This is a genomic window from Winslowiella iniecta, from assembly GCF_001267535.1.
GTDB classification, from domain to species: Bacteria; Pseudomonadota; Gammaproteobacteria; order Enterobacterales; family Enterobacteriaceae; genus Erwinia; species Erwinia iniecta.
Map to the genome: position 1 here is coordinate 1 of NZ_JRXE01000008.1, position 19,364 is coordinate 19,364.

Sequence of the window (19,364 nt, forward strand, 5' to 3'; positions counted from 1 at the left end):
GGCAATTGCGTTGTTTGTTGGCACGCTGATCGGCGTACTGGCCGGGTATGCTGGCGGGCGCACCGACAGCCTGTTTATGCGCGTTATCGATATTTTGCTGGCGATACCGAATTTATTGCTGGCAATGGCGATTATCACCGTCCTTGGGTTCGGCACACTGAATATCGCGGTGGCGGTTGGCTTGTCCTCGGTAGCGACTTTTGCGCGTCTGTCGCGCGGAGAAGTGTTACGCAGTCGCGCCAACCTGTTTGTTGAGGCGGCCAGAGCCAGTGGCGTCGGGCATCTGGCGATTATTCAGCGTCATATTCTGCCGCATGCGCTGGCACCGGTGCTCTCGCTGGCGGCGCTGGAGCTGGGATTTGCCCTGTTGTCGGTGTCGGCACTCAGTTTTCTTGGCTTTGGCGCGCCGCCGCCACAACCCGAATGGGGACTGTTAATCGCCGAGGGACGTAATTACATTGCGGCAGCCTGGTGGTACACCACGCTGCCGGGGATGATTATCGTGTTGTCGGTACTGGCAACCAACCGGATAGCCGGATTTATTCAGGATTCTGCGGAGAATGTATGACCGAACCTCTGTTAGCAGTTGAACAACTGAGCATTGATTATCATCGCCAGCAGGGCGGTTATCTGCAGGCGGTGAAATCCCTTAGTTTTAACCTGAACCCGGGCGAAGTGGTGGCGATAGTCGGTGGCTCCGGATCGGGTAAATCGACTACTGCCTCGGCGCTGGTGGGTTTGCTGAATCAGCAGGCGTTGCGACGTGGCGGTTCCATCCGCTTTAACGGACAGTCACTGGAAACTGCCAGCCAGCGTCAGTGGCAGCAACTGCGTGGGCTGGAAATCGGCTTTGTTCCGCAGGATCCAGGCCAGGCGTTTAATCCAATCCAGACCATTGAAAAACAGATGCTTGAAGCGCTGACCCTGCATGGCGTGCCGAAAAATCAGGCCGCCGGACGCCTGACGGCGCTGCTGGCAGCAACAGGTTTAAACGACAGTCAGCGGGTACTGGCCAGCTATCCGCATCAGCTTTCAGGCGGCATGCGGCAACGGGTGTTGCTGGCAATGGCAATGTGCCACCATCCTAAGCTGATTATTGCCGATGAACCGACCAGCGCGCTGGATGTCAGCGTACAGAAACAGGTGCTGGATGCGCTGGCTGAGGTGGTGGATAAGCAGGGGGTCGCGTTACTGCTGATCACCCACGATCTGAATATGGCGCTGGAGCGGGCAGATCGGGTGCTGGTAATGCATGAAGGTCAGATGGTTGAAAGCGGCACCCCGGCATCTTTGTTGCGCCAGACACGTCATCCTTATACCCGCCAGCTGCTGGAGGCGTCTCCGGCATTTTTAACCGTACCTTATCGTCAACCGCATCCGCACAGCGTGCCATTTATGCTGGCGGATAAGCTCTCAAAGCGTTTTATTCTGCCACGCGGCGAAATCTTCAGCGCGGTGGATGCAGTGTCGTTTCCGGTTTTTCGCGGCGCCACCACCAGCCTGGTGGGAGAGTCGGGGTCAGGCAAATCGACCACGGTGCGAATGCTGCTGGGTCTGGAGCGGCCTGATGATGGCGAGGTGCGATTTGATGGTGTCAGTTTCACCACGCCGTCGAGCTTTCAGAAATCTGACTTTCGCCGCCGGGTGCAGGTGGTGTATCAGAACCCCTGGGCATCGCTGAATCCGAAAATGACGCTGGAGGCGATTATTGCCGAACCGCTGCGCGCGTTTAACATCGGTAATAAACAGAGTCAGCGCCAGCGGGTGGCTGAACTGCTGGAGGCGGTTGAACTGTCCACCGCACTGCTGAACGTCAGGCCCTCGGCGCTGTCCGGCGGTCAACGCCAGCGAGTGGCTATCGCCCGCGCGTTAGCGATATCGCCGGAGCTGCTGATTCTCGACGAACCGGTCTCGGCACTGGATGTGGCGGTACAGGCACAAATTCTGCGACTGCTGGAGCGTTTACAGCGGGAGAAAGGCCTCAGCTATCTGTTTATCTCCCATGATCTGGCAGTCGTCCGACAGATTTCCGATTATGTGGTGATTATGCAGCAGGGCAAAGTGGTCGAGCAGGGAGAGGTGCAGTCGATATTCAGCACGCCGACCGCAGCTTATACCCGTCAGTTGCTGGCGCATATTCCGACGCTGCCTGCGCAGGCGCGTCGGGCGTGAAATGCAGGTGGTGGCGATATTTTAATCAGCGATTCCCTCGGTCAGGTCACAGGGAATGCCGGGGATCAGGCAATGGGCCGCATGATGCGATATCATGTTCAGTGAATGGAAACTGTGCGATTAACCCCGCAGAATACCCCTGACGGCCGACTAAGGTTGACTCTGGCGCATCGACGCAGGCAGAATGCGTCACTCAGAAACTATCTGGTCCGGTGATGTCAGTACTGGCATTTCAGGATGAATCCGATGCGCTACGACTCGCCAGTGACTCAGAATAGCTTCTTGCCGTCGGGGTTTTGTATAACCTCACGCGTGCACTTTGGCACATTTTGACGGCAACGGAAATACAGGCTTTGGCCGCGAAGGGGTTGTGGAGGCTCAGTTGCTACACCACTACCAAAAACGGTCTGGCTGCCTGGCAGTGATTCCCCTATTAACATCCCTTTGCGATGCGATAAATGCTGACGATACCAGCGCAGTTTCTGCCTGCTATCTCACGCCCGGCAACGACGTAATGTGACGTTATGCCTCTCCATTATCAGCCAACTCTCTGTTAACTGTGACGACACCGTGTCGTTGTCAGGCTGACTGCGTTTTTACGCGCTCACCCTACAGTTATCAAAAATAAAAACTCACTCCAGTCGGAGCAACTATGAATTCTCAGCAAGACCAGACGGCCATAATAGAAGATAAGTCGATCGATTACGTGCCGGAGGATGAACGCCACGGGGATGCACGTAGTCTGTTTACCCTGTGGTTCTGTACCAATATTGCGCCATTAGCAGTCGTCACCGGCGCAGTGGCCACCCACACTTTCCACCTGGATATCCTGTCGGCGATCAGTGCAATTATTGCCGGACATCTGTTTGGCGGCATTTTTCTGGCACTGACATCGGCGCAGGGGCCGCAGGTCGGTATTCCACAGATGGTGCAAAGCCGGGCGCAGTTTGGCCGTTACGGTTCGTTGCTGGTGATTTTCTTTGCCACCGTTATCTATCTCGGCTTCTTTATCTCCAATATTTCGCTGTCGGGGAGAGTGATTAACAATGTGCTTCCCGCGCTGAACATTCCGCTGGCCACCATTACCGGCGCGATCGCCGCCACCCTGATTGGCGTGGTGGGTTATAACTTTATCCATAAGATCAATAAAGTCGGTGCCTGGATTATGGGCGGGGCGATGATTCTCGGCCTGGGGATTATGCTGTCGCAACCGCTCCCGGCGGACTTCCTGCAACGCGGATCGTTCAGCCTGGCAGGCTGGTTTGCCACTTTCTGTATCGGCGCAGTCTGGCAACTGAGCTTTTCCCCGTATACTTCTGACTATTCCCGTTATCTTTCGGCATCCGAAGGTATCGCCAGACCGTTTCTGTATACCTGGCTGGGCGCTTGCTGTGGCACCATTCTGGCGTTTGTATTTGGTATGGTCGCCGTCAATATGGTTAGCGGAACTAATGATGCGATGGTGGCAGTGCGGCAGGCAACCGGCTGGCTGGGCCCCGTTCTGATGGTGCTGTTTTTGATCAATATCATCTGTCATAACTCGATGAATTTATATGGAGCGGTACTGGCGCTGATTACTTCGGTACAGACATTCCTGCCAAACTGGCAGCCCGGTAGCAGGGTTCGGGTGCTGTTTTCGCTGTCGGTACTGACCGGATCGGTGGCGGTGGCGCTGGCAGCTTCGGCTAATTTTGTGGAAGTGTTTCTCAATCTGATTTTCGCGCTGATCTCGGTTTTGGTGCCCTGGTGTATGATTAACCTGATCGATTTCTATCTGATTAATAAGCAACAGTATGATACTGATGCGATTTTCAGCGCCGACGGTGGGCGTTATGGCTTACTGAACTCGCGGGCGTTGCTGGTTTATGCCGGGGGCATTGTGGTTCAGATTCCGTTTGTGGAAAACGCCTTTTTCTCCGGTCCGTGGTCCGGACTGGTGCCTGGCGCAAATATCTCCTGGGTGATCAGTATGGTGGTCACGGCGATTGCTTATCCGCTCTGTTGTCGCCGTTACCCGGTCTGGGTGGCGAGTCACAGTTAATAATCATGCCCGGTAATACCGGGCATTGTTTTATGTGCGTGGCTGCAACAGCTCAATCATCACTTCCAGCTGTGGCGTTTTAACGCCGCGCCGCCAGATTAACCAGGTGGATAACCAGCGCCATGGCTCTTCCGGTACACAGACCACCACCTGTTCATTGCCAGGCATGCTGTTCAGCATGCTACGCGGCAGCATCGCCAGTCCGGCACCGGCAATTACGCAGGCCAGCATGCCGTGATAGGACTCCATTTCATAAATCTTGCCCGGCGTGGCCTGATCGGCATGAAACCAGTTTTCAAAATGACGCCGGTAGGAGCAGTTGGCGCGAAAGGCATAAATATTGACGCCGCTGACCTCGCGCGCGCGGGTAAAGGGCTTCTGCTTGGCGGGACCGATAATCACCATCTCTTCGTCAAATACCGGCATGCCGTCAATCGCCGGATGCGTTACCGGACCATCAATAAACGCCGCCGACAACTTACCTTCCAGCACGCCATCCAGCATGGTGCCGGACGGACCGGTGCTGAGATCCAGCAGAATACGTGGATAGTTGCGGTTGTATTCCGCCAGCAGGCCGGGAATCCGCACCGCTGCGGTGCTTTCCAGCGCCCCGAGAGTAAAGGTTCCCTGCGGCGCTTCGCCCGTCACCGCCTGACGGGCTTCACTGACCAGCGACAGAATCTGCTTGCTGTATTGCAGCAGGCTGTGACCGGCAGGCGACAGTCGCAGGCGATGGCTTTCACGGATAAACAGCTCCACCCCCAAATCGGTTTCCAGCTGGCGAATCCGGGTGGTGACGTTTGAGGGCACACGATGTACCTGCTTTGCCGCGGCGGAAATACTGCCGGTTTCGGCGACGGCGGTGAACATTTCTAACTGGGAGAGGTTCATGTCATTCTCATTTAGTGAAAGCCAACTGCTGAATTATTCAGTTTTTTTATCACTGCTGCAAGGTTAGGCTATCTCCATTGCCACTATCAAGCAGAGGATTAAATGACTATTTCTTACCAGACACATGCGATCTCCGTAAATCCGGCTAACGGTGAAACCCTGAATGCTTATCCGTATGACAGCGAACAGCAAATCGATCGGGTGATTGAGCGCACCCATCAGGCCGGTAAGCAGTGGAGCCAACTTAGCGTAACGCAACGTAGCGCTAAACTGCGCGACCTGGCGGTGGCGCTGCGTGAGCACGCTGAAGAGCTGGCGCAAATGATCCGCGCTGAAATGGGCAAACCGATTTTGCAGGCCCGTGGCGAAGTGAACAAAAGCGCCAATCTTTGTGAATGGTATGCGGAACATGGCCCGGCGATGCTGACGACGCTGCCTACTCAGGTGGAAAATAACCAGGCGGTGATGGAGTTTCGTCCGCTGGGCACCGTGCTGGCAGTGATGCCGTGGAACTTCCCGTTATGGCAGGTGCTGCGCGGCGCGGTACCGATTATGCTGGCCGGTAACAGCTATTTACTGAAACATGCGCCAAACGTGATGGGCAGCGCGCAGCTGATCGAACGCATCTTTATCGCCGCCGGTGTGTCACAGGGTGAGTTTTCGATTATCAATGCCACGCCAGAGGGCGTCAGCCAGGCAATTAAGCATCCGCTGATTGCTGCCGTCACCTTTACCGGTAGTGTCAGAGCCGGTAAGGCGATTGGCGAGCAAGCCGGTGCGGCACTGAAAAAATCGGTGCTGGAGCTGGGAGGGTCCGATCCCTTTATCGTGCTGGCAGGGGCTGATCTCGATCAGGCGGTGAAAGCCGCTGTTGCTGGCCGTTATCAAAACACCGGGCAGGTTTGTGCCGCATCGAAACGTTTTATTGTCGAACAACCGATCGCGGCAGAATTTACCGCCAAATTTGTCGCTGCGGTTAACCAGCTGAAAACCGGTGCACCTGATGAAGAGGGTAACTATATCGGGCCGATGGCGCGTTTCGATCTGCGCGATGAGTTACATGGTCAGGTTGAGGCCACGCTGGCGGAAGGTGCCACGCTGCTGGCGGGAGGTCATAAGCTTGCCGGTGAGGGTAACTACTATGCGCCAACGGTACTGGCCGATGTCCAGCCGCAGATGACCGCCTTCCGTCAGGAGCTGTTTGGCCCGGTCGCGGCAATTACCGTGGCGAACGATGTCGATCACGCTATTGAACTGGCGAATGACAGTGACTTCGGTCTTGCTGCGACGATTTACAGCGGTGATGAAGAGCTGGCGCAACAGCTGGCAGCGCGTCTTGAATGCGGTGGCGTATTTATTAATGGTTACAGCGCCAGCGATCCACGCGTGGCATTTGGCGGAGTTAAGAAGAGCGGCTATGGTCGCGAGCTGTCGCAGTTTGGTCTGTATGAGTTCTGTAATATCCAGACGGTATGGAAAAATCGTCAGGGCTGACAGGCCGCATGACTGATAACTAATCTGTGCAACCGGGAGAGTGTTCTCCCGGTTTTTTTATATCTGAGCCCGTGCTAGCGCACGCATTGCCGTTGTCTCAGCCGGTAAAATCACGCAACCTGTAGGCGGCAAGGTAAAAATAATGGCCACAGGCCATCAATAATTGATCGACCACAGTGTCGACAGACCGTCAGATATAGGGATGAAATATGGGTTTGCTCTCAACAGCAACGGACAGTTCGTTGCTGCGACATCGTGCGTTTGTCGCCTTCTGGCTGGCACGCACCTGCTCTTCGTTTGGTTTTCAGATGTTTTCCGTCGCGGTCAGCTGGCAGATATACGCCATTACTCACAGTGCCATGGCGCTGGGTATGATTGGCCTGATGCAGTTTCTGCCGTCGGTGTTGCTGGCGCTACCGGCCGGGCATCTGGCGGATCAGTACGATCGTCGGCGTATTGTGTTGTTGGGGCAAATACTGGAGTGGGGCGCGCTGCTGGCGCTGATCCTGCTAACGATGTATCAGTGGTCGGATAAAAATGCGCTCTGGGGACTGGTATTTCTGATTGCGGTGGCGAAAGCCATTGAAGGCCCGGCGATGCAATCGATGCTGCCTTCGCTGGTGCCACCCGCTATTCTGGCGCGTGCGACGGCGGCGAATGCGGTGGGGGGGCAGGCGGCGGTGATTGTCGGCCCGACGCTGGGCGGATTTCTCTATGTTGCCGGGCCGGATGTGGTGTATAGCGTCGCGGCGGCGTTTTATCTGCTGTCGATTATTCTGGTCAGCCGTCTTCGCTATGTCAGACCGCCCCAGCCGCGTTTACCCGCCAGTCTGAAAACGCTGTTTGCCGGTATTGGTTTTATCCGTGCGCGTAAAGATGTACTGGGCGTGATCTCACTGGATCTGTTCGCGGTACTGCTGGGCGGTGCCACCGCACTGTTGCCGATTTTTGCTAAGGATATTCTGCATACCGGGCCGTGGGGACTTGGCCTGCTGCGCGGTGCACCTTCAGTGGGTGCCTTGCTGGTGGGGATCTGGCTGAGTCGTAATAAGCTGGAAAAGCATGTCGGTATGATTATGTTTGGTTCCGTCGCCGGGTTTGGTGTGGCTACGCTGGTCTTTGCCTTCTCCACTCAGCTGTGGCTATCGATGCTGGCACTGGCGGCGCTGGGCGGGTTTGATATGGTCAGTATGGTGATTCGTGGTGCACTGGTGCAGCTCGATACGCCTGATGATATGCGCGGGCGAGTAAATGCAGTGAACGGGATCTTTATTAATACCTCAAACCAACTGGGTGAGTTTGAATCCGGATTGCTGGCGGCGCTGATGGGTGCCGTACCTGCCGCAGTATTGGGCGGTGTGGGTACGCTGGTGGTGGTGGCAGTCTGGATGAAGCTATTCCCGCATTTGCGTCGTCGACAGCGCCTGGAAAATGATGTACCTGCCGAATAATTCTGAACTACATTATGTAAAGAATCACCCCCACTGAATAACGCTGGCGAAAGTAAGATGATAAAAAAGACTTCTGGTTTGTTAATGGCTCTGTTCTGTCTCTCGTTTACGGTGTCCGCTGAGCAAACTGACGTAACGGCTCACAATGGCAACAACGCATCGGGTTGGTGGCAAAACGTGAAAGACAATGTCTCTGAAACCTGGCATAACCCACAATATACCGATGTCTATATCCCGTTTCTCAGCTGGCACAACCGCTTTATGTATGATTCGGACAAAACAGATCATTACAATGAAATGCCATGGGGCGGAGGGATAGGCTATTCACGCTATACCGAAGAAGGTAACTGGCACGGTCTCTTTGCCATGGTATTTCAGGATTCTCACCGGGAATGGCAACCGGCTGTCGGCTACGGTTGGGAAAAGGGCTGGTATTTAACCCAAAACAAGGACGCGCGGGTTGGTCTGGGCCTCGCGGGGGGGATTACGGCTCGTGATGACTTTGCGAATTACGTGCCGCTGCCTTTTGTATTCCCGATTTTATCTGCGGGTTATAAGAATGTGAATTTGCAGTTCACCTATATTCCAGGAACGTACAATAACGGTAACGTGCTTTTTGCATGGGTAAGGTATGGGTTTTAATGTGAGACATAAAGATAGCGCCAGGCTTTAACAGGCTTAGCGCTATTGAGAGGTGTGGCGAACAGGCCGCATCCTTGCGGCTTACGTCTTCAGGCTAACTTGAGCAGGGCGTGTAACCGGGCAATCTGTTGCTGCCACTGATGTTGCCGTTCCGGTTTCTGATGCTTAGGCTTACGCGCCAGATCCTCTGCCAGTTTACTTTCCAGCGCCAGCAGGTTGCTCAGCAAACGCTCCTCCTCGCACTCTTCCGCGCTGTGAACGTGTTCAGCCTGTTGCGGTATCTTTGCCGCGACAGCCTGTGGATGACCCGCCAGAATGGCATAAACGGGTTGCGGATCGTGCCACTGCTGTAGCCGCTGATTATCAATTAGCCAGAACCGATTACAGCTTTGTTCAATCAGCGTACGGTCATGGGAAACCAGCACCACCGCGCCGCTAAAGTTTTTCAGTGTTTCCGCCAGCTGTTCCTTGCCTGCCATATCCAGATGGTTGGTCGGTTCATCCAGCAGTAAGAGCGAGTAGTGCGCCAGCGTCAGGCCGATAAACAGCAGCCTTGAACGCTCACCACCGCTCAGGGCGCTGACCTGTTGCTGGTGGCGCAGGTAAGGGAATCCGGCACCAATTAACGCCATCTTACGCTGACCCTCCGTCAGCGGGGCAAAGCGGGACAGGGCATCCGTCAGGCTGTCGCTGTCACGCAGCTGCTGCTGGCTCTGATCGTAATATCCTACGCGCACGCGCGGATGAAACACCACGCCGTTTTCCGCGTCCGCTGGCTGGTGGAATGCCTGCCATAAACAGTGCAACAGTGACGATTTACCGCAGCCGTTACGACCAACCAGCGCAATACGATCACCGCTTTTAACCTGTAGCGGATCGAGGCTGAACAGCACCGGCGCATCTGAAGCTGGCCGTACCTGCACAGAGGAGAGTGCCAGCAGCCGATCTGCCGCCAGCGCTTCACCGCTAAGCCGCAGCTGCCACTGATTACCGGCCGTCAGCTGAGTCTGATCATCCTTTAGCCGTTCGACCTGCTTTTCCATCTGTTTCGCTTTGCGCGCCAGTTTTTCGTTATCGTACTGGCTGCCCCACATTGCCAGTCGTTTGGCACTTTTCGTCACCCGGTTGATTTCCGTCTGCTCGGCCTGACGACGATGTGCATCCGCCTGATCTTTTTCGACCAGAGTGGCTCTTGCCGCACTACAGGGCAGACGAAAAAATTGCAGGGTTTTATCGCGCAGGATCCAGCTGCAGTTAGTCACATTATCCAGCAGGCTGCGGTCATGAGAGACCAGGACAAAGCTGCCGTTCCAGTTTTGCAGAAACTGCTCCAGCCACAACAGCGTCGGCAAATCGAGATGGTTACTCGGTTCATCCAGCAGCAACAAGTCGGGCTGACGAATCAGCGCACGCGCCAGCAGCAGGCGGGTATGCTGACCGCCGCTGAGCGTACCGGCAGTTAACGACCAGACCGTTTCATCGAAGCCAAGTGAGGTCAACAGCACCTCCGCCAGCCAGCGTTCGACAGGCTGCACGCTGGCTGGCAGATCGTTCAGCACCGCATCCAGCAGGGTACGCTGATGCAGAGTAGTGGGCAGAGATTGCTCAACCCGCGCCATCAGGCACTGGTTGGCAACGGTGACGGTGCCGCGCGTCGCTGACAGATCGCCGCTGAGGATTTTCAGCAGGGTACTTTTGCCACAACCGTTATCGCCAATCAGGCCGATACGGTCGCCTTTTTTCAGGCTGAAAGAAATCCCGGTCAGCAGTGGACCGAAGGTGTTGTCGTAGCCGACAGATTGTGCAGAAAGTAGTGTACTCATTGCTTTATCCAGTTTTACAGGCATGAAGATGCCTCTCGTCAAAATTGCTGACGATAACCGGTAAGCCGGAGGGAAGTTCTCAGAATGTCAGTCAGTTAGCTTCGCTCAGACAGGTTATCGCAGCACGTAGCTGGTAACGCCTGAGCAGAAACGATCGCTAAAAACGAGTGAATAGAGAAACAATTCACGGGTCAGCATAGCAATCCTCCTTAATAAGAAATGGGTGAAAAGGTGAGTGAATTATATTGAGCTTTTAGCCGCTGCGCTATCCGGCAACAGCCAAAAGTGTGATGCTTAACAGGATGTTGCCGGTATTCTGCCCCTCAGAAGAGCAATTAACGCCTGGCCTTATCATGGCGCGGCCTGACATTAATATCAGTTATCTGTGACTCCTCACTGGCATCGATCACCAGCCGCACCGCGGCGGCGACAGATTCAGGCGCGCTGTATTCGAGCGGATTAATCTCCGCAAAGTCACCGGCACGTTCACGACTTAAACGGTTCATCGGCGTATCGGTCGGCCCCGGTGAAACGGTAGCGACACGCACGCCATTGTCACTCTCTTCACCACGCAGGCCATGTGCCAGCGCGTTAAGCGCAAACTTCGTGGCGGAATAGACGGTATGACCGGCTAACGCCAGCGTGCCTGAGCCGGAGTTAATAAACACCACCTGACCCCGCTGTTCACGCAATGCCGGCAGCGCCAGGCGGGTCAGCTCGGCAGGGGCAAACAGATTGATTGAGAACTGTTGTTGCCAAAGCGCCGCGCTGGCACTGTCCACCCGCGCACGTTCGGAAATCGCAGCAGAATGCACCAGCGCATTAATTCGCGGCACAGAATCAATAAAGCGTTGTTGTGCAGCAAAATCAAGCAGGTCGATTTCCACCGCTTCCACGTTTTCCAGCAATCGCAGCGCGATCAGACGCTCTTTATCACGGCCTAAAGCATACACCTGGTGATCGCGCGCCAGTTCGCGCACGATTGCCAGACCAATACCGCTGGTTCCCCCCGTCACTATCGCAACAGGTAATGCTGATGATGTGCTCATGCCCGACTCCGTTAGTTATTGTTATTTCAACGCTACCATCGGTTTAGCGGGCTGACGAGTAAGATAAAGCGCTTAACTTAGCAAAAAAAATGCAGAAGCTGCGCCATTACTGGCCGATAAATTCGTTAACGGCATGTGCAAACTGTTCAGGTTGATCGAGCATAACAAAATGGAAACTGTTATCGATGCGACGCAGTTTTACCCCGGGCAATAAGGCATAGGCATTACGGTAAGTCGCATCGGTATTAACCGCCGGTATGCCGTACAGGCTATCCCAGGCGTAGACGACTGCAACCGGCGCGGTGATTTGATGAAGTTCAGGACGTAAATCGGTCGTCATCAGTTCTCTGGTGGCATCGGCAACGGTCTGTTTATCTGACTGTAAACCCGCCCTGATAAGCGCCGGGCGTGCGGTTTCATCTTTGACCAACCGGGCAATGGCCGCACTCTGCATGGCTTCAGCCTGATTGTCCGGTGCTGCCATCATCGCAGCGTGAAAAGCATCGGCGCGCGGTTTCACCGCCTCAACCGTGGCATCAGGAGAAAACAGCAGGCTGTAAAAAGGCAGCGCGTCGACCACCATAACGCGTCCGACATGTTCGGGATGACGCGCGGCAATCATCAGCGCGACTTCGCCACCCAGTGAATGGCCAATAATCACCGGCGCGGTTAACTGCTGGCGCTGAATATAATCATTAATCGCCTCTGCGGCCGGAGCCGCCACCAGATTGTTCTGGTCGGTTATCGCCGGTTGACCGGCAAAACCGGCAATCTGCACCAGGTGCAGCCGGTGAGTTTCGCTAAGCTGTTTCGCCAGCCCGGACCAGACATCACGCGATGAAGCCACTCCAGGAATCAGGATAATATCCGGTCCCTGACCCTCAATAGTGACAGAGATGCGTTTATCAGCCGCTGTTTGCTGGCTAACGGGTTCGGCCAGAGAGAGTGTCGGGCAGGTGAAGGCTAATGCTACGGCTACCGCACAAGCTTTGAAAAAGCGCTGTTTACCGGTACTGGAGGTGTAAGCCGTGTGGGGCTGGGGGTAATCGTTTACCATTTAATCGTTTCCATGATATGACTTGTTTTACAGAATGGTAACATATTTTTAATATGTTATGCAGGCCAGTGGTCGCCATTTTTTGTATTGAGAAAATAATAAATTGAGATTTAAACGAAAAATTAATTTCTCAATATTACGGGTGATTATTCTGCGACCTGCAACGAAGAAATATAAATGGGTATGCGAATTCATTCTGTGATAATACTGATTGCAGAAAGAGCAGGGTAATTATTTAGAATAATGATTAGCATTAAGAATTATGAGAAAATAAATATATTCAATTGATAGATAGCGCGAAAAATAATTATATCTATAATAAGCTAAATCATTGTCGCCCACCGCCCAACAATGATTGCAGTGGCGGACAGGGTGTTTGACCTCAACAGCAATAAGGGGTTTGCTTTACGCCTTGAGGAATGACTTTTACCTCTGACCGCCGACTTCCTGAGTCGATGATGCTCGGGCTGGACTTATTGCTGTCGTTATCGACTTCCCGGGCAAGAAATTACTGATCAAAGATAATCAGAAAGGTGGCACAGTATTACCAATAAGTGCTGCGGCCCCATAAAGGTGCCGCAGTTTCAGCGTCCGGTTAACTCACGCCAGCCGTCAGCCATGCCTGTAACTGGGTCAGCTCTTCACTCTGCTGAGGATAGTCAGCCAGCAGGGACTGTACCTGCGCCGCCAGAACCTCTGGTCGGTATGCAGCGCCTTGCAGTTTTTGCGCCAGCGCTTCCAGCGGGGTCGGGTTGAGACTGTCGGTGAAAATCTGGCAGCGGGTGATAATGCCGCGTTCGACATCAAAGTGAATTTCGACGCCGCCCCAGCTAAAGCGCTGATCCAGCAGATGCGAGAAGTCAGGAGCCTGGCCGAAGTTCCACTCCCAGCTGCTCTGTTTAGCAAACTGCTGTTCGAATCCGGGTAAGTCCGGTAAGGCGGTCGGTGAGATGCGCTCCGGCTCACAGCGTGAATTGAAGTGGCTGAAAAACGACTCAGTGACGGCTTCGCACAGCTTGTCAAAACTGACGCCTGCCACCAGTTCCTCAAGATTAGCTACCCGCGATCGTACTGAGGTAATGCCTTTGGCCTGCAATTTTTTGACGTCGGGATTAAGATAATCCGCGAGGCGAGAAAGATCGGCATTCAGCAGAATGGTGCCGTGATGGAAGCCGCGATCCGGAGTTTCACGGTAAGCCGAACCGGAAATCTTGCGGCTACCGTCGCGGGTATTGACCACCAGATCGTTGCGGCCGGACGCTTCCGCCGGGATGCCGAGCGTCTGAAGTGCGCGCAAAATAATCCCGGTGGAGACACTTTTATCGTACTCCGGTTTGCCTGCCATAAAGGTAAAGCAGCAGTTTCCCAGATCGTGAAATACCGCACCGCCACCGCTACTCCGGCGCGCCAGCTTGATGCCATCCTCAGCCATCCGCCGGGTATTGCACTCTTTCCACGGATTCTGCGCGCGACCAATAACTACCGTGTCTGCATTACGCCATAAAAACAGTACCCGCTCAGTAGCTGGCATCTGCCGAAAAATACAGTCTTCAACCGCCAGATTAAACCAGGGATCGTTCGATTCGGATAACAGCAAACGCAGTGTGGACATCAATCACTCCAGTTCCGTGAGAAGTATTCTAAGCATGCAATCTGTTGATGATACTACCACAGACACCGATATATCATTTTGTTGGCAGCGAGTGAGAAGGGAGAAAGAAACGATTCCAGAGTGAATTTATCGCCGACTTCCTGTAACCTGGTGATCTTGTGTACTAGTTGTAGGGGTCAAGAGGATGGAATTTTCCTCAATCGAAGATATCAGAAATCGTATCGACCAAATCGATAGTGAGTTGGTTAAAATGATCGCCCAGCGCGGCGAATGCGTTAAAGCCGCAGCGGCTTTCAAAACCGATCATGCGGCCGTTCGCGCGCCAGACCGCGTTCAGCAGGTGATTGATAAAGTACGCAATAAGGCCACTGAAGCTGGGCTGCCTGAAGAGGTCATCGAGAAAGTCTGGCGAACCATGATCGGCGCGTTTATCGATTATGAACTCGAGCAGCACAACCGGTTGCAGCAACAAAAAACCTGATATTGCGCGCTGTTAGCCTGATTGCAGGTAAGGAAAGGTCAGGGCGCTTTGTTTTGCGCCTGAATTTTAACGATAAGATCATCCAGACAGCTTCCGACCAGCATTTCGACCGCTTCACTGCGCGAGGTTTCGCTTATCCGCGACAATTTGTCGATTTTGCGCAGTATCGACATTCTCAATGACAGCGAAACCGCCTTTTTCTTTTCCTTATCGAGGAAAACCCGGCTGACCGCTTCGGTGGTTTTCAGCTCGGCATTAACCGCCAGCGCTTCGGTCATCCAGCGCAAGGTCTTTTTATCCAGTTGTCCCGGATTCGTCAGCTGATAAGAGTGGGTGGCCTTGCTGTACTTAATTTCAGCTCCCCACGACTCACGCAGCTCTTTCAGCGCACGTGTTAGCGTGGGTTCGGAACAATCCAGTGACGAGATAATTCGTGCAGCAGAAATCGGTTTGCCTGAACTAAGAATATTCGCCAGGGTATATATTCGGGCTTGTCGCGTATTGAGCTGCATATTCGTTAGCGCCTGCATTCATAGTCAAAGGTTCAATGGGACAGATATCGTCCGGATCCACATTATTGATCGCCATCATGGGTAAACGGTTGCACAACAAAATGCCTTTTTGGCAGTGAGTGCAGCGACCTTATCAGCAATATCATAAACCTAAGCTAAATCAATAAATAATAATAAGTCTGCAAACATATAGCGAACTGTCTTGTATCCTCAGTTATTCGGGTTTGCCTTCATCAGGCGTATCCCTTCCTGAGACTTCTCCGCTGCGATGCCGTAGACCTGAGCTCTGGCGAGAATGCCGGATGCCCAACGGCGATGCGTTGCCGGTTCACACATTGCTCCCTGCGACTTAAATACCGCCTGCGTGGAGTTGAGAATCCGCAGAGCGTCGGCGTGATCGGTGGCTGTAACCATTAATGCCTGTTCAATTTTACCGATCTGATTTGGATGGATGGCGGTTTTTCCCACCAGACCATGCGCCATATCCAGCGCAAGCTCCTGATCCATAATCTGATGATCGTCAATATGCTCACAAACCGGTGCGGTCAGCGAGAAGTCACGTGAGGAAAATACGGCGACCAGCATTTTAATGACGTAACCCATTGGGCTATCGTACAGGGTAAAGTTGCGCGAACGTCGCAGCGACACCACATTCATCAGATCGTTGCCACCGATACGTAATGCGATAATGCGCTCATAGCAGGCGTGACTCTGCAACGTCACCGCCAGTTCGCGCATTTGCAGCACGTCAAACACCTCTTCGGTTTCCAGCGTCGGCATCATGCACAGGTGAGTCTCCTGTATAATGCGCCACCATACCGGCAACGACTGTAGCGTAAACTTAGGCAGCACCAGACCATCAACCGCGCTTAAATCCATTCCGCTAATCAACTGCTCTCCCATTTCAGCATGACGCGGACGGATAAATACCAGTGGCCAATGGTCGTGACCCGTGGCGTTTTTGGCCTCGGCAAGCTGTGACAGCAGCTGCTGTAAATTACTCAGCGCGAGCGGCACATCTGCATCACTCACCGCATCTTCCAGACAGATTACCAATGAGCGCAGTCCGGCAATCTTATTGTTCAGAATCGCGTCCGCAATATCACTGCGCACCGCTGGCATATACAGCGTTGCGCCCAGACGCCAGGGAGAAAGCCGATGGTCCATCAGAGTACCTTTTTGATAATAGTGACCGCGCGGTATTGCCCCAGTGCATCACCGGCTTCGGTGATGGTTAAGCCTTTTTCCCGCGCCAGATACACCAGTAATGCCACGTCAGGATCGTCAACCGAGCGGACGAAGACATGATCCGGCACCCGCCGAAGTACCGCGCGTGTCGCTTCGGCAATTCCCGGTTTAATTCGGTTGATACTGGAGATAGTGAATTTCTCAGCCAGTTCACCGATCACCTGTTCACTTTTGCGCTTCAGATGCGCTTTTTGCGCCGGATCCCAGTCACATGCCGGGATGGTGTTTATAGTCAGGGTATTGCGGTATGCGGCAACGGTGTCGACCAGTTGACGGCTACACTCAAATTGCGCAAGGTGATCGCATTTAACACAGCCATGCAGCCCGGTTTCTGACCAGATAGACCGGGAGATCATGCCTGAAACCGGGGCACCCATAATACCAAAGGGGATCAGCCAGTCATCATCACTGGCGGCCAGCCATGAACGGCCACAAGGATCGGCGAGCACGACCAGTCGGGGCTGAGCAGGATAGCCAGCACGATGCTTCAGCGAACGCATCAGCTCACCGGTGATCGCGCCTTTGCCGGTCCAGCCATCAACAAAAACAATCCCTTCCGTGCCATGCCGCGCCTCAATCCACGCCAGTGCCACGCTGTCGATACCGCGGTCGCGGATAACACTGATGCCATAGTGATAAGACTCTTTCCCCATCGCACGCAGCGTTTGTTGCAGCATGACGCCCAGCGGTACACCGGCGCGCACCAGGCTGGTCAGCACCACTGGCGTGTGCGGGAAGCGTTCAATTAGCGCTTTCGCCAGCATGGTGACTTCTCTGGCCAGACGACCCGCGCCCTGGTCCAGTGCCTGAGAAAACAGATCCAGATGCCAGGCAGTCGGCTCCGGCTCCTGACTGAGCATATCTGAATAATGACGGGCACCGGACTGAATAAGCTGCTCTTTTTGTTCAACCGGTGTCATTTCAATCTCGACCGGTTGCAGCAGAAAGTGCACATCCTGCGGCTGATAAGAGCCAGAAAAAGGGATAAAGTCCTGCATATCAAGGTTCTCCGAAAAGGGTACGACTTATCTTCTCAGCAAACTGGCTCTGACGCGGTAGGCCATACCAGGTACAGAGCTTCATAAAACGGTGATCGCTCAGGCTGTCACCGAGGCCAATAACCGGGAATACGCCGCGCTCATTTCGCAGTTTTTCCAGCAGGAAACTGACCGCCAGCCCTTTCTCTACCACCACCGGCAACCAGGCAACATTATTGCTGTTGCGATGATTGTAAAAGCCCGCGGTGGGAAACAGCTTTTCAATCTCATCAGCGATGGCATACAGCTCATCGAGACGGGTGCTGTCGCAATGCTTCATCACCAGATAAACCGGAGTGTCGCCATATTCGTAATTAATCCGCGCCCAGCCATCAATGTTACGCGCCGCCATTAACTCGGTAATGGCCTGTTGCATCGCCAGCAGCCTGTCGGCATAGGGTTTCAACGCCGCCAGCATCATGGCTTGCCACTCTGGGTCAGGCTGCCCCTGCGAATCAATGATCACCGCGCCGTGAGTGGTCACCGCCCAGGAGTGAAACGGAATCTGCACCCGACTGATCTCTTCCGTGCCTCTGGCGGTAACCGGAATCAACTCGCCATGTTCCAGCATCCAGTCGACCAGCATTGCCTGCTCTTCAGTCATAAAACTGCGCGGTTGCAGACTGCGATCGAGGGCACCGGTACGGAAAGGTTCAAGGTCAAGTTCGTCAACCATCTTGCGGCGGGTCTGAAACAGAGTATCGTCCAGATCTGAAAAAATAACCGGCTTACTCATAGCAAATAACCTCAACGCGGGGAGCCACTTTTCTCAGGGCTTTGATTAGAAGGGGATCGACACTGGCAGCCGGCGTTTCGGTACACAGTAAAATGCGATCAAACTGCTGATGAGCCACGTTATAGACAAAATTCGCAATTCCCAGCCCATAGTTATCGGTAAAGGCAATCGCCGACTGAATGGCGAAACCCGTCGCAATCGGTGAGCGGGTAGTGGAACTGTATCTGACTTCTGCACCGAGTTTCTCCAGCCGTTCCGCCAGCATAAACGGTTCAAAGACGAACTCGCCGCTGCCGAGCACCAGAATCTTTTCTCCCGCCTGTGGTTGAATATCTGTGCCAAGATCCGCCGCTGGCTGGGCCATTCCCAGTCGACCCCAGCTCTGCTTACCGGTGATCGCCACGCTGCCGCTGGAACTCACATTGACATCGGGCATGACAGGTACCGGAGCATGCGGATTTTGCTGCCAGTGCCAGTCCCCTTGCACCAGCGATACGTTATGCACGGGCAACGGACTGCGCTGTGCAACGGCATCACCGCTCCAGTCAGTCAGGGTGACGGTGATCACCTGAGTGATATGCTGCAATCCACCCTCATTCCTCAGCGCATCGAGCAGATTGATGAAGGTATTGCCGGTGGTGGCTTCATCATCAATCAGCACCAGAGTACGCGCCTCCAGTACCCGGCGACGCAACTCGGCATCAGCAGGCAGATAAAGCAGGTGATCGGTGGCGTGACTGTGATTTTCTTTAAACTCGCACAGCAACTCACCGTCTACCGGGTGACGGGTCGAGGTGAGATAGACGGACTCAGCAACCTGCTGGCGCATTTCATCAAATACCCCGGCACCGAGGCCGACGGCGGTTTCCGCCATACCGATAAACAGCACCGGCCCTTGCGGCACTGCGGGGAACTGTTCGGCCAGCTGACGATACACTGCGCGCATTACGCCAGGGCTGACCGGAATATGCCGGCCAAGCACTTTACTGACAAACAGAAAGGCGCGCTTGGGATTGCGTCTTTCCGCAATATCGAACAGCTTATCAAGTGCAACCATGCCGCCGCGCGGCATTACGCTCAGCGTGCCGCAGGAGAGCGTCCGGCAATAAGGCACCGGG

At 54.2% G+C, this 19,364-nt stretch carries 17 protein-coding genes; 7 read left to right on the plus strand and 10 right to left on the minus strand.

All coding sequences use genetic code 11. The features are described from left to right. The 3 genes from NG42_RS06885 to NG42_RS06895 form a co-directional block, all read left to right on the plus strand. Positions 1-568 (plus strand): ABC transporter permease (locus tag NG42_RS06885; protein ID WP_052898540.1); only part of this gene is annotated, 568 nt, incomplete at its 5' end. Then, positions 565-2,172: a dipeptide ABC transporter ATP-binding protein gene (locus NG42_RS06890; protein WP_052898541.1), complete on the plus strand. Its 1,608-nt coding sequence runs from the start codon at positions 565-567 to the stop codon at positions 2,170-2,172. The genes NG42_RS06885 and NG42_RS06890, both read left to right, overlap by 4 nt. A 652-nt stretch (positions 2,173-2,824) precedes the next feature. Continuing rightward, on the plus strand, positions 2,825-4,213 hold the full coding sequence (locus tag NG42_RS06895; RefSeq protein WP_052898542.1) for a purine-cytosine permease family protein: 1,389 nt from the start codon (positions 2,825-2,827) through the stop codon (positions 4,211-4,213). A gap of 30 nt (positions 4,214-4,243) precedes the next feature. Here the strand turns inward: NG42_RS06895 and ptrR are convergent, their stop codons facing one another. Next, positions 4,244-5,104 carry a putrescine utilization regulator PtrR gene (gene ptrR / locus NG42_RS06900; RefSeq protein WP_052898543.1) on the minus strand — a complete coding sequence of 287 codons (861 nt, stop codon included), beginning with the start codon at positions 5,102-5,104 and terminating at the stop codon, positions 4,244-4,246. A 102-nt stretch (positions 5,105-5,206) separates the two neighbouring features. On the opposite strand from ptrR, the gene NG42_RS06905 reads away from it, so the two are divergent. From NG42_RS06905 to pagP, 3 genes are all read left to right on the plus strand, one after another. Beyond that, on the plus strand, positions 5,207-6,598 hold the full coding sequence (locus NG42_RS06905) for an aldehyde dehydrogenase family protein (protein WP_052898544.1): 1,392 nt from the start codon (positions 5,207-5,209) through the stop codon (positions 6,596-6,598). Positions 6,599-6,807: 209 nt separating this feature from the next. Continuing rightward, complete coding sequence (locus tag NG42_RS06910; RefSeq protein WP_052898545.1) at positions 6,808-8,049, plus strand: MFS transporter; 1,242 nt, start codon at positions 6,808-6,810, stop codon at positions 8,047-8,049. Positions 8,050-8,106: 57 nt separating this feature from the next. Then, positions 8,107-8,691 carry a lipid IV(A) palmitoyltransferase PagP gene (gene pagP / locus NG42_RS06915; RefSeq protein WP_052898546.1) on the plus strand — a complete coding sequence of 195 codons (585 nt, stop codon included), beginning with the start codon at positions 8,107-8,109 and terminating at the stop codon, positions 8,689-8,691. Positions 8,692-8,780: 89 nt separating this feature from the next. Here the strand turns inward: pagP and NG42_RS06920 are convergent, their stop codons facing one another. The 4 genes from NG42_RS06920 to NG42_RS06935 form a co-directional block, all read right to left on the minus strand. Continuing rightward, positions 8,781-10,514, minus strand: a complete 1,734-nt coding sequence (locus NG42_RS06920; RefSeq protein ID WP_052898684.1) for an ABC-F family ATP-binding cassette domain-containing protein — start codon at positions 10,512-10,514, stop codon at positions 8,781-8,783. Between the two features lie 335 nt (positions 10,515-10,849). Next, positions 10,850-11,563: an SDR family oxidoreductase gene (locus tag NG42_RS06925; protein ID WP_052898547.1), complete on the minus strand. Its 714-nt coding sequence runs from the start codon at positions 11,561-11,563 to the stop codon at positions 10,850-10,852. 106 nt (positions 11,564-11,669) lie between these two features. Then, the gene (locus NG42_RS06930; RefSeq protein WP_082203841.1) at positions 11,670-12,620 is read right to left on the minus strand and encodes an alpha/beta fold hydrolase; all 951 of its coding nucleotides are present in this window, start codon (positions 12,618-12,620) and stop codon (positions 11,670-11,672) included. 595 nt (positions 12,621-13,215) lie between these two features. Next, complete coding sequence (locus tag NG42_RS06935; RefSeq protein WP_052898548.1) at positions 13,216-14,232, minus strand: lipoate--protein ligase; 1,017 nt, start codon at positions 14,230-14,232, stop codon at positions 13,216-13,218. A gap of 184 nt (positions 14,233-14,416) precedes the next feature. Here NG42_RS06935 and NG42_RS06940 point away from each other — a divergent pair, with 184 nt between their 5' ends. Continuing rightward, entirely contained in the window at positions 14,417-14,713 is a 297-nt protein-coding gene (locus NG42_RS06940; RefSeq protein WP_052898549.1) for a chorismate mutase, read from the plus strand. Between the two features lie 38 nt (positions 14,714-14,751). Here the strand turns inward: NG42_RS06940 and NG42_RS06945 are convergent, their stop codons facing one another. The 5 genes from NG42_RS06945 to NG42_RS06965 form a co-directional block, all read right to left on the minus strand. Further along, positions 14,752-15,225: a hypothetical protein gene (locus NG42_RS06945; protein ID WP_052898550.1), complete on the minus strand. Its 474-nt coding sequence runs from the start codon at positions 15,223-15,225 to the stop codon at positions 14,752-14,754. Between the two features lie 210 nt (positions 15,226-15,435). Then, on the minus strand, positions 15,436-16,392 hold the full coding sequence (locus tag NG42_RS06950) for an HpcH/HpaI aldolase/citrate lyase family protein (protein ID WP_052898551.1): 957 nt from the start codon (positions 16,390-16,392) through the stop codon (positions 15,436-15,438). After that, the gene (locus NG42_RS06955) at positions 16,392-17,471 is read right to left on the minus strand and encodes a cysteine protease StiP family protein (RefSeq protein WP_052898552.1); all 1,080 of its coding nucleotides are present in this window, start codon (positions 17,469-17,471) and stop codon (positions 16,392-16,394) included. The genes NG42_RS06950 and NG42_RS06955 overlap by 1 nt, the downstream gene beginning before the upstream one ends. 1 nt (position 17,472) lies before the next feature. Continuing rightward, positions 17,473-18,246, minus strand: coding sequence for an HAD family hydrolase (locus NG42_RS06960; protein WP_052898553.1), 774 nt, complete (start codon positions 18,244-18,246; stop codon positions 17,473-17,475). After that, positions 18,239-19,318 (minus strand): phosphoribosyltransferase domain-containing protein, encoded by a 1,080-nt coding sequence (locus NG42_RS06965; protein ID WP_082203842.1) that lies wholly within the window; start codon positions 19,316-19,318, stop codon positions 18,239-18,241. Before NG42_RS06965 ends, NG42_RS06960 begins: the two co-directional genes overlap by 8 nt. Positions 19,319-19,364: the final 46 nt, after the last annotated feature.

Coding starts and splice junctions, on each gene's coding strand:
- NG42_RS06890 (WP_052898541.1), top strand. CDS start 565: ATGACCGAACCTCTGTTAGCAGTTGAACAACTGAGCATTGATTATCAT.
- NG42_RS06895 (WP_052898542.1), top strand. CDS start 2,825: ATGAATTCTCAGCAAGACCAGACGGCCATAATAGAAGATAAGTCGATC.
- ptrR (WP_052898543.1), bottom strand. CDS start 5,104: ATGAACCTCTCCCAGTTAGAAATGTTCACCGCCGTCGCCGAAACCGGC.
- NG42_RS06905 (WP_052898544.1), top strand. CDS start 5,207: ATGACTATTTCTTACCAGACACATGCGATCTCCGTAAATCCGGCTAAC.
- NG42_RS06910 (WP_052898545.1), top strand. CDS start 6,808: ATGGGTTTGCTCTCAACAGCAACGGACAGTTCGTTGCTGCGACATCGT.
- pagP (WP_052898546.1), top strand. CDS start 8,107: ATGATAAAAAAGACTTCTGGTTTGTTAATGGCTCTGTTCTGTCTCTCG.
- NG42_RS06920 (WP_052898684.1), bottom strand. CDS start 10,514: ATGAGTACACTACTTTCTGCACAATCTGTCGGCTACGACAACACCTTC.
- NG42_RS06925 (WP_052898547.1), bottom strand. CDS start 11,563: ATGAGCACATCATCAGCATTACCTGTTGCGATAGTGACGGGGGGAACC.
- NG42_RS06930 (WP_082203841.1), bottom strand. CDS start 12,620: ATGGTAAACGATTACCCCCAGCCCCACACGGCTTACACCTCCAGTACC.
- NG42_RS06935 (WP_052898548.1), bottom strand. CDS start 14,232: ATGTCCACACTGCGTTTGCTGTTATCCGAATCGAACGATCCCTGGTTT.
- NG42_RS06940 (WP_052898549.1), top strand. CDS start 14,417: ATGGAATTTTCCTCAATCGAAGATATCAGAAATCGTATCGACCAAATC.
- NG42_RS06945 (WP_052898550.1), bottom strand. CDS start 15,225: ATGCAGCTCAATACGCGACAAGCCCGAATATATACCCTGGCGAATATT.
- NG42_RS06950 (WP_052898551.1), bottom strand. CDS start 16,392: ATGGACCATCGGCTTTCTCCCTGGCGTCTGGGCGCAACGCTGTATATG.
- NG42_RS06955 (WP_052898552.1), bottom strand. CDS start 17,471: ATGCAGGACTTTATCCCTTTTTCTGGCTCTTATCAGCCGCAGGATGTG.
- NG42_RS06960 (WP_052898553.1), bottom strand. CDS start 18,246: ATGAGTAAGCCGGTTATTTTTTCAGATCTGGACGATACTCTGTTTCAG.
- NG42_RS06965 (WP_082203842.1), bottom strand. CDS start 19,318: ATGCCGCGCGGCGGCATGGTTGCACTTGATAAGCTGTTCGATATTGCG.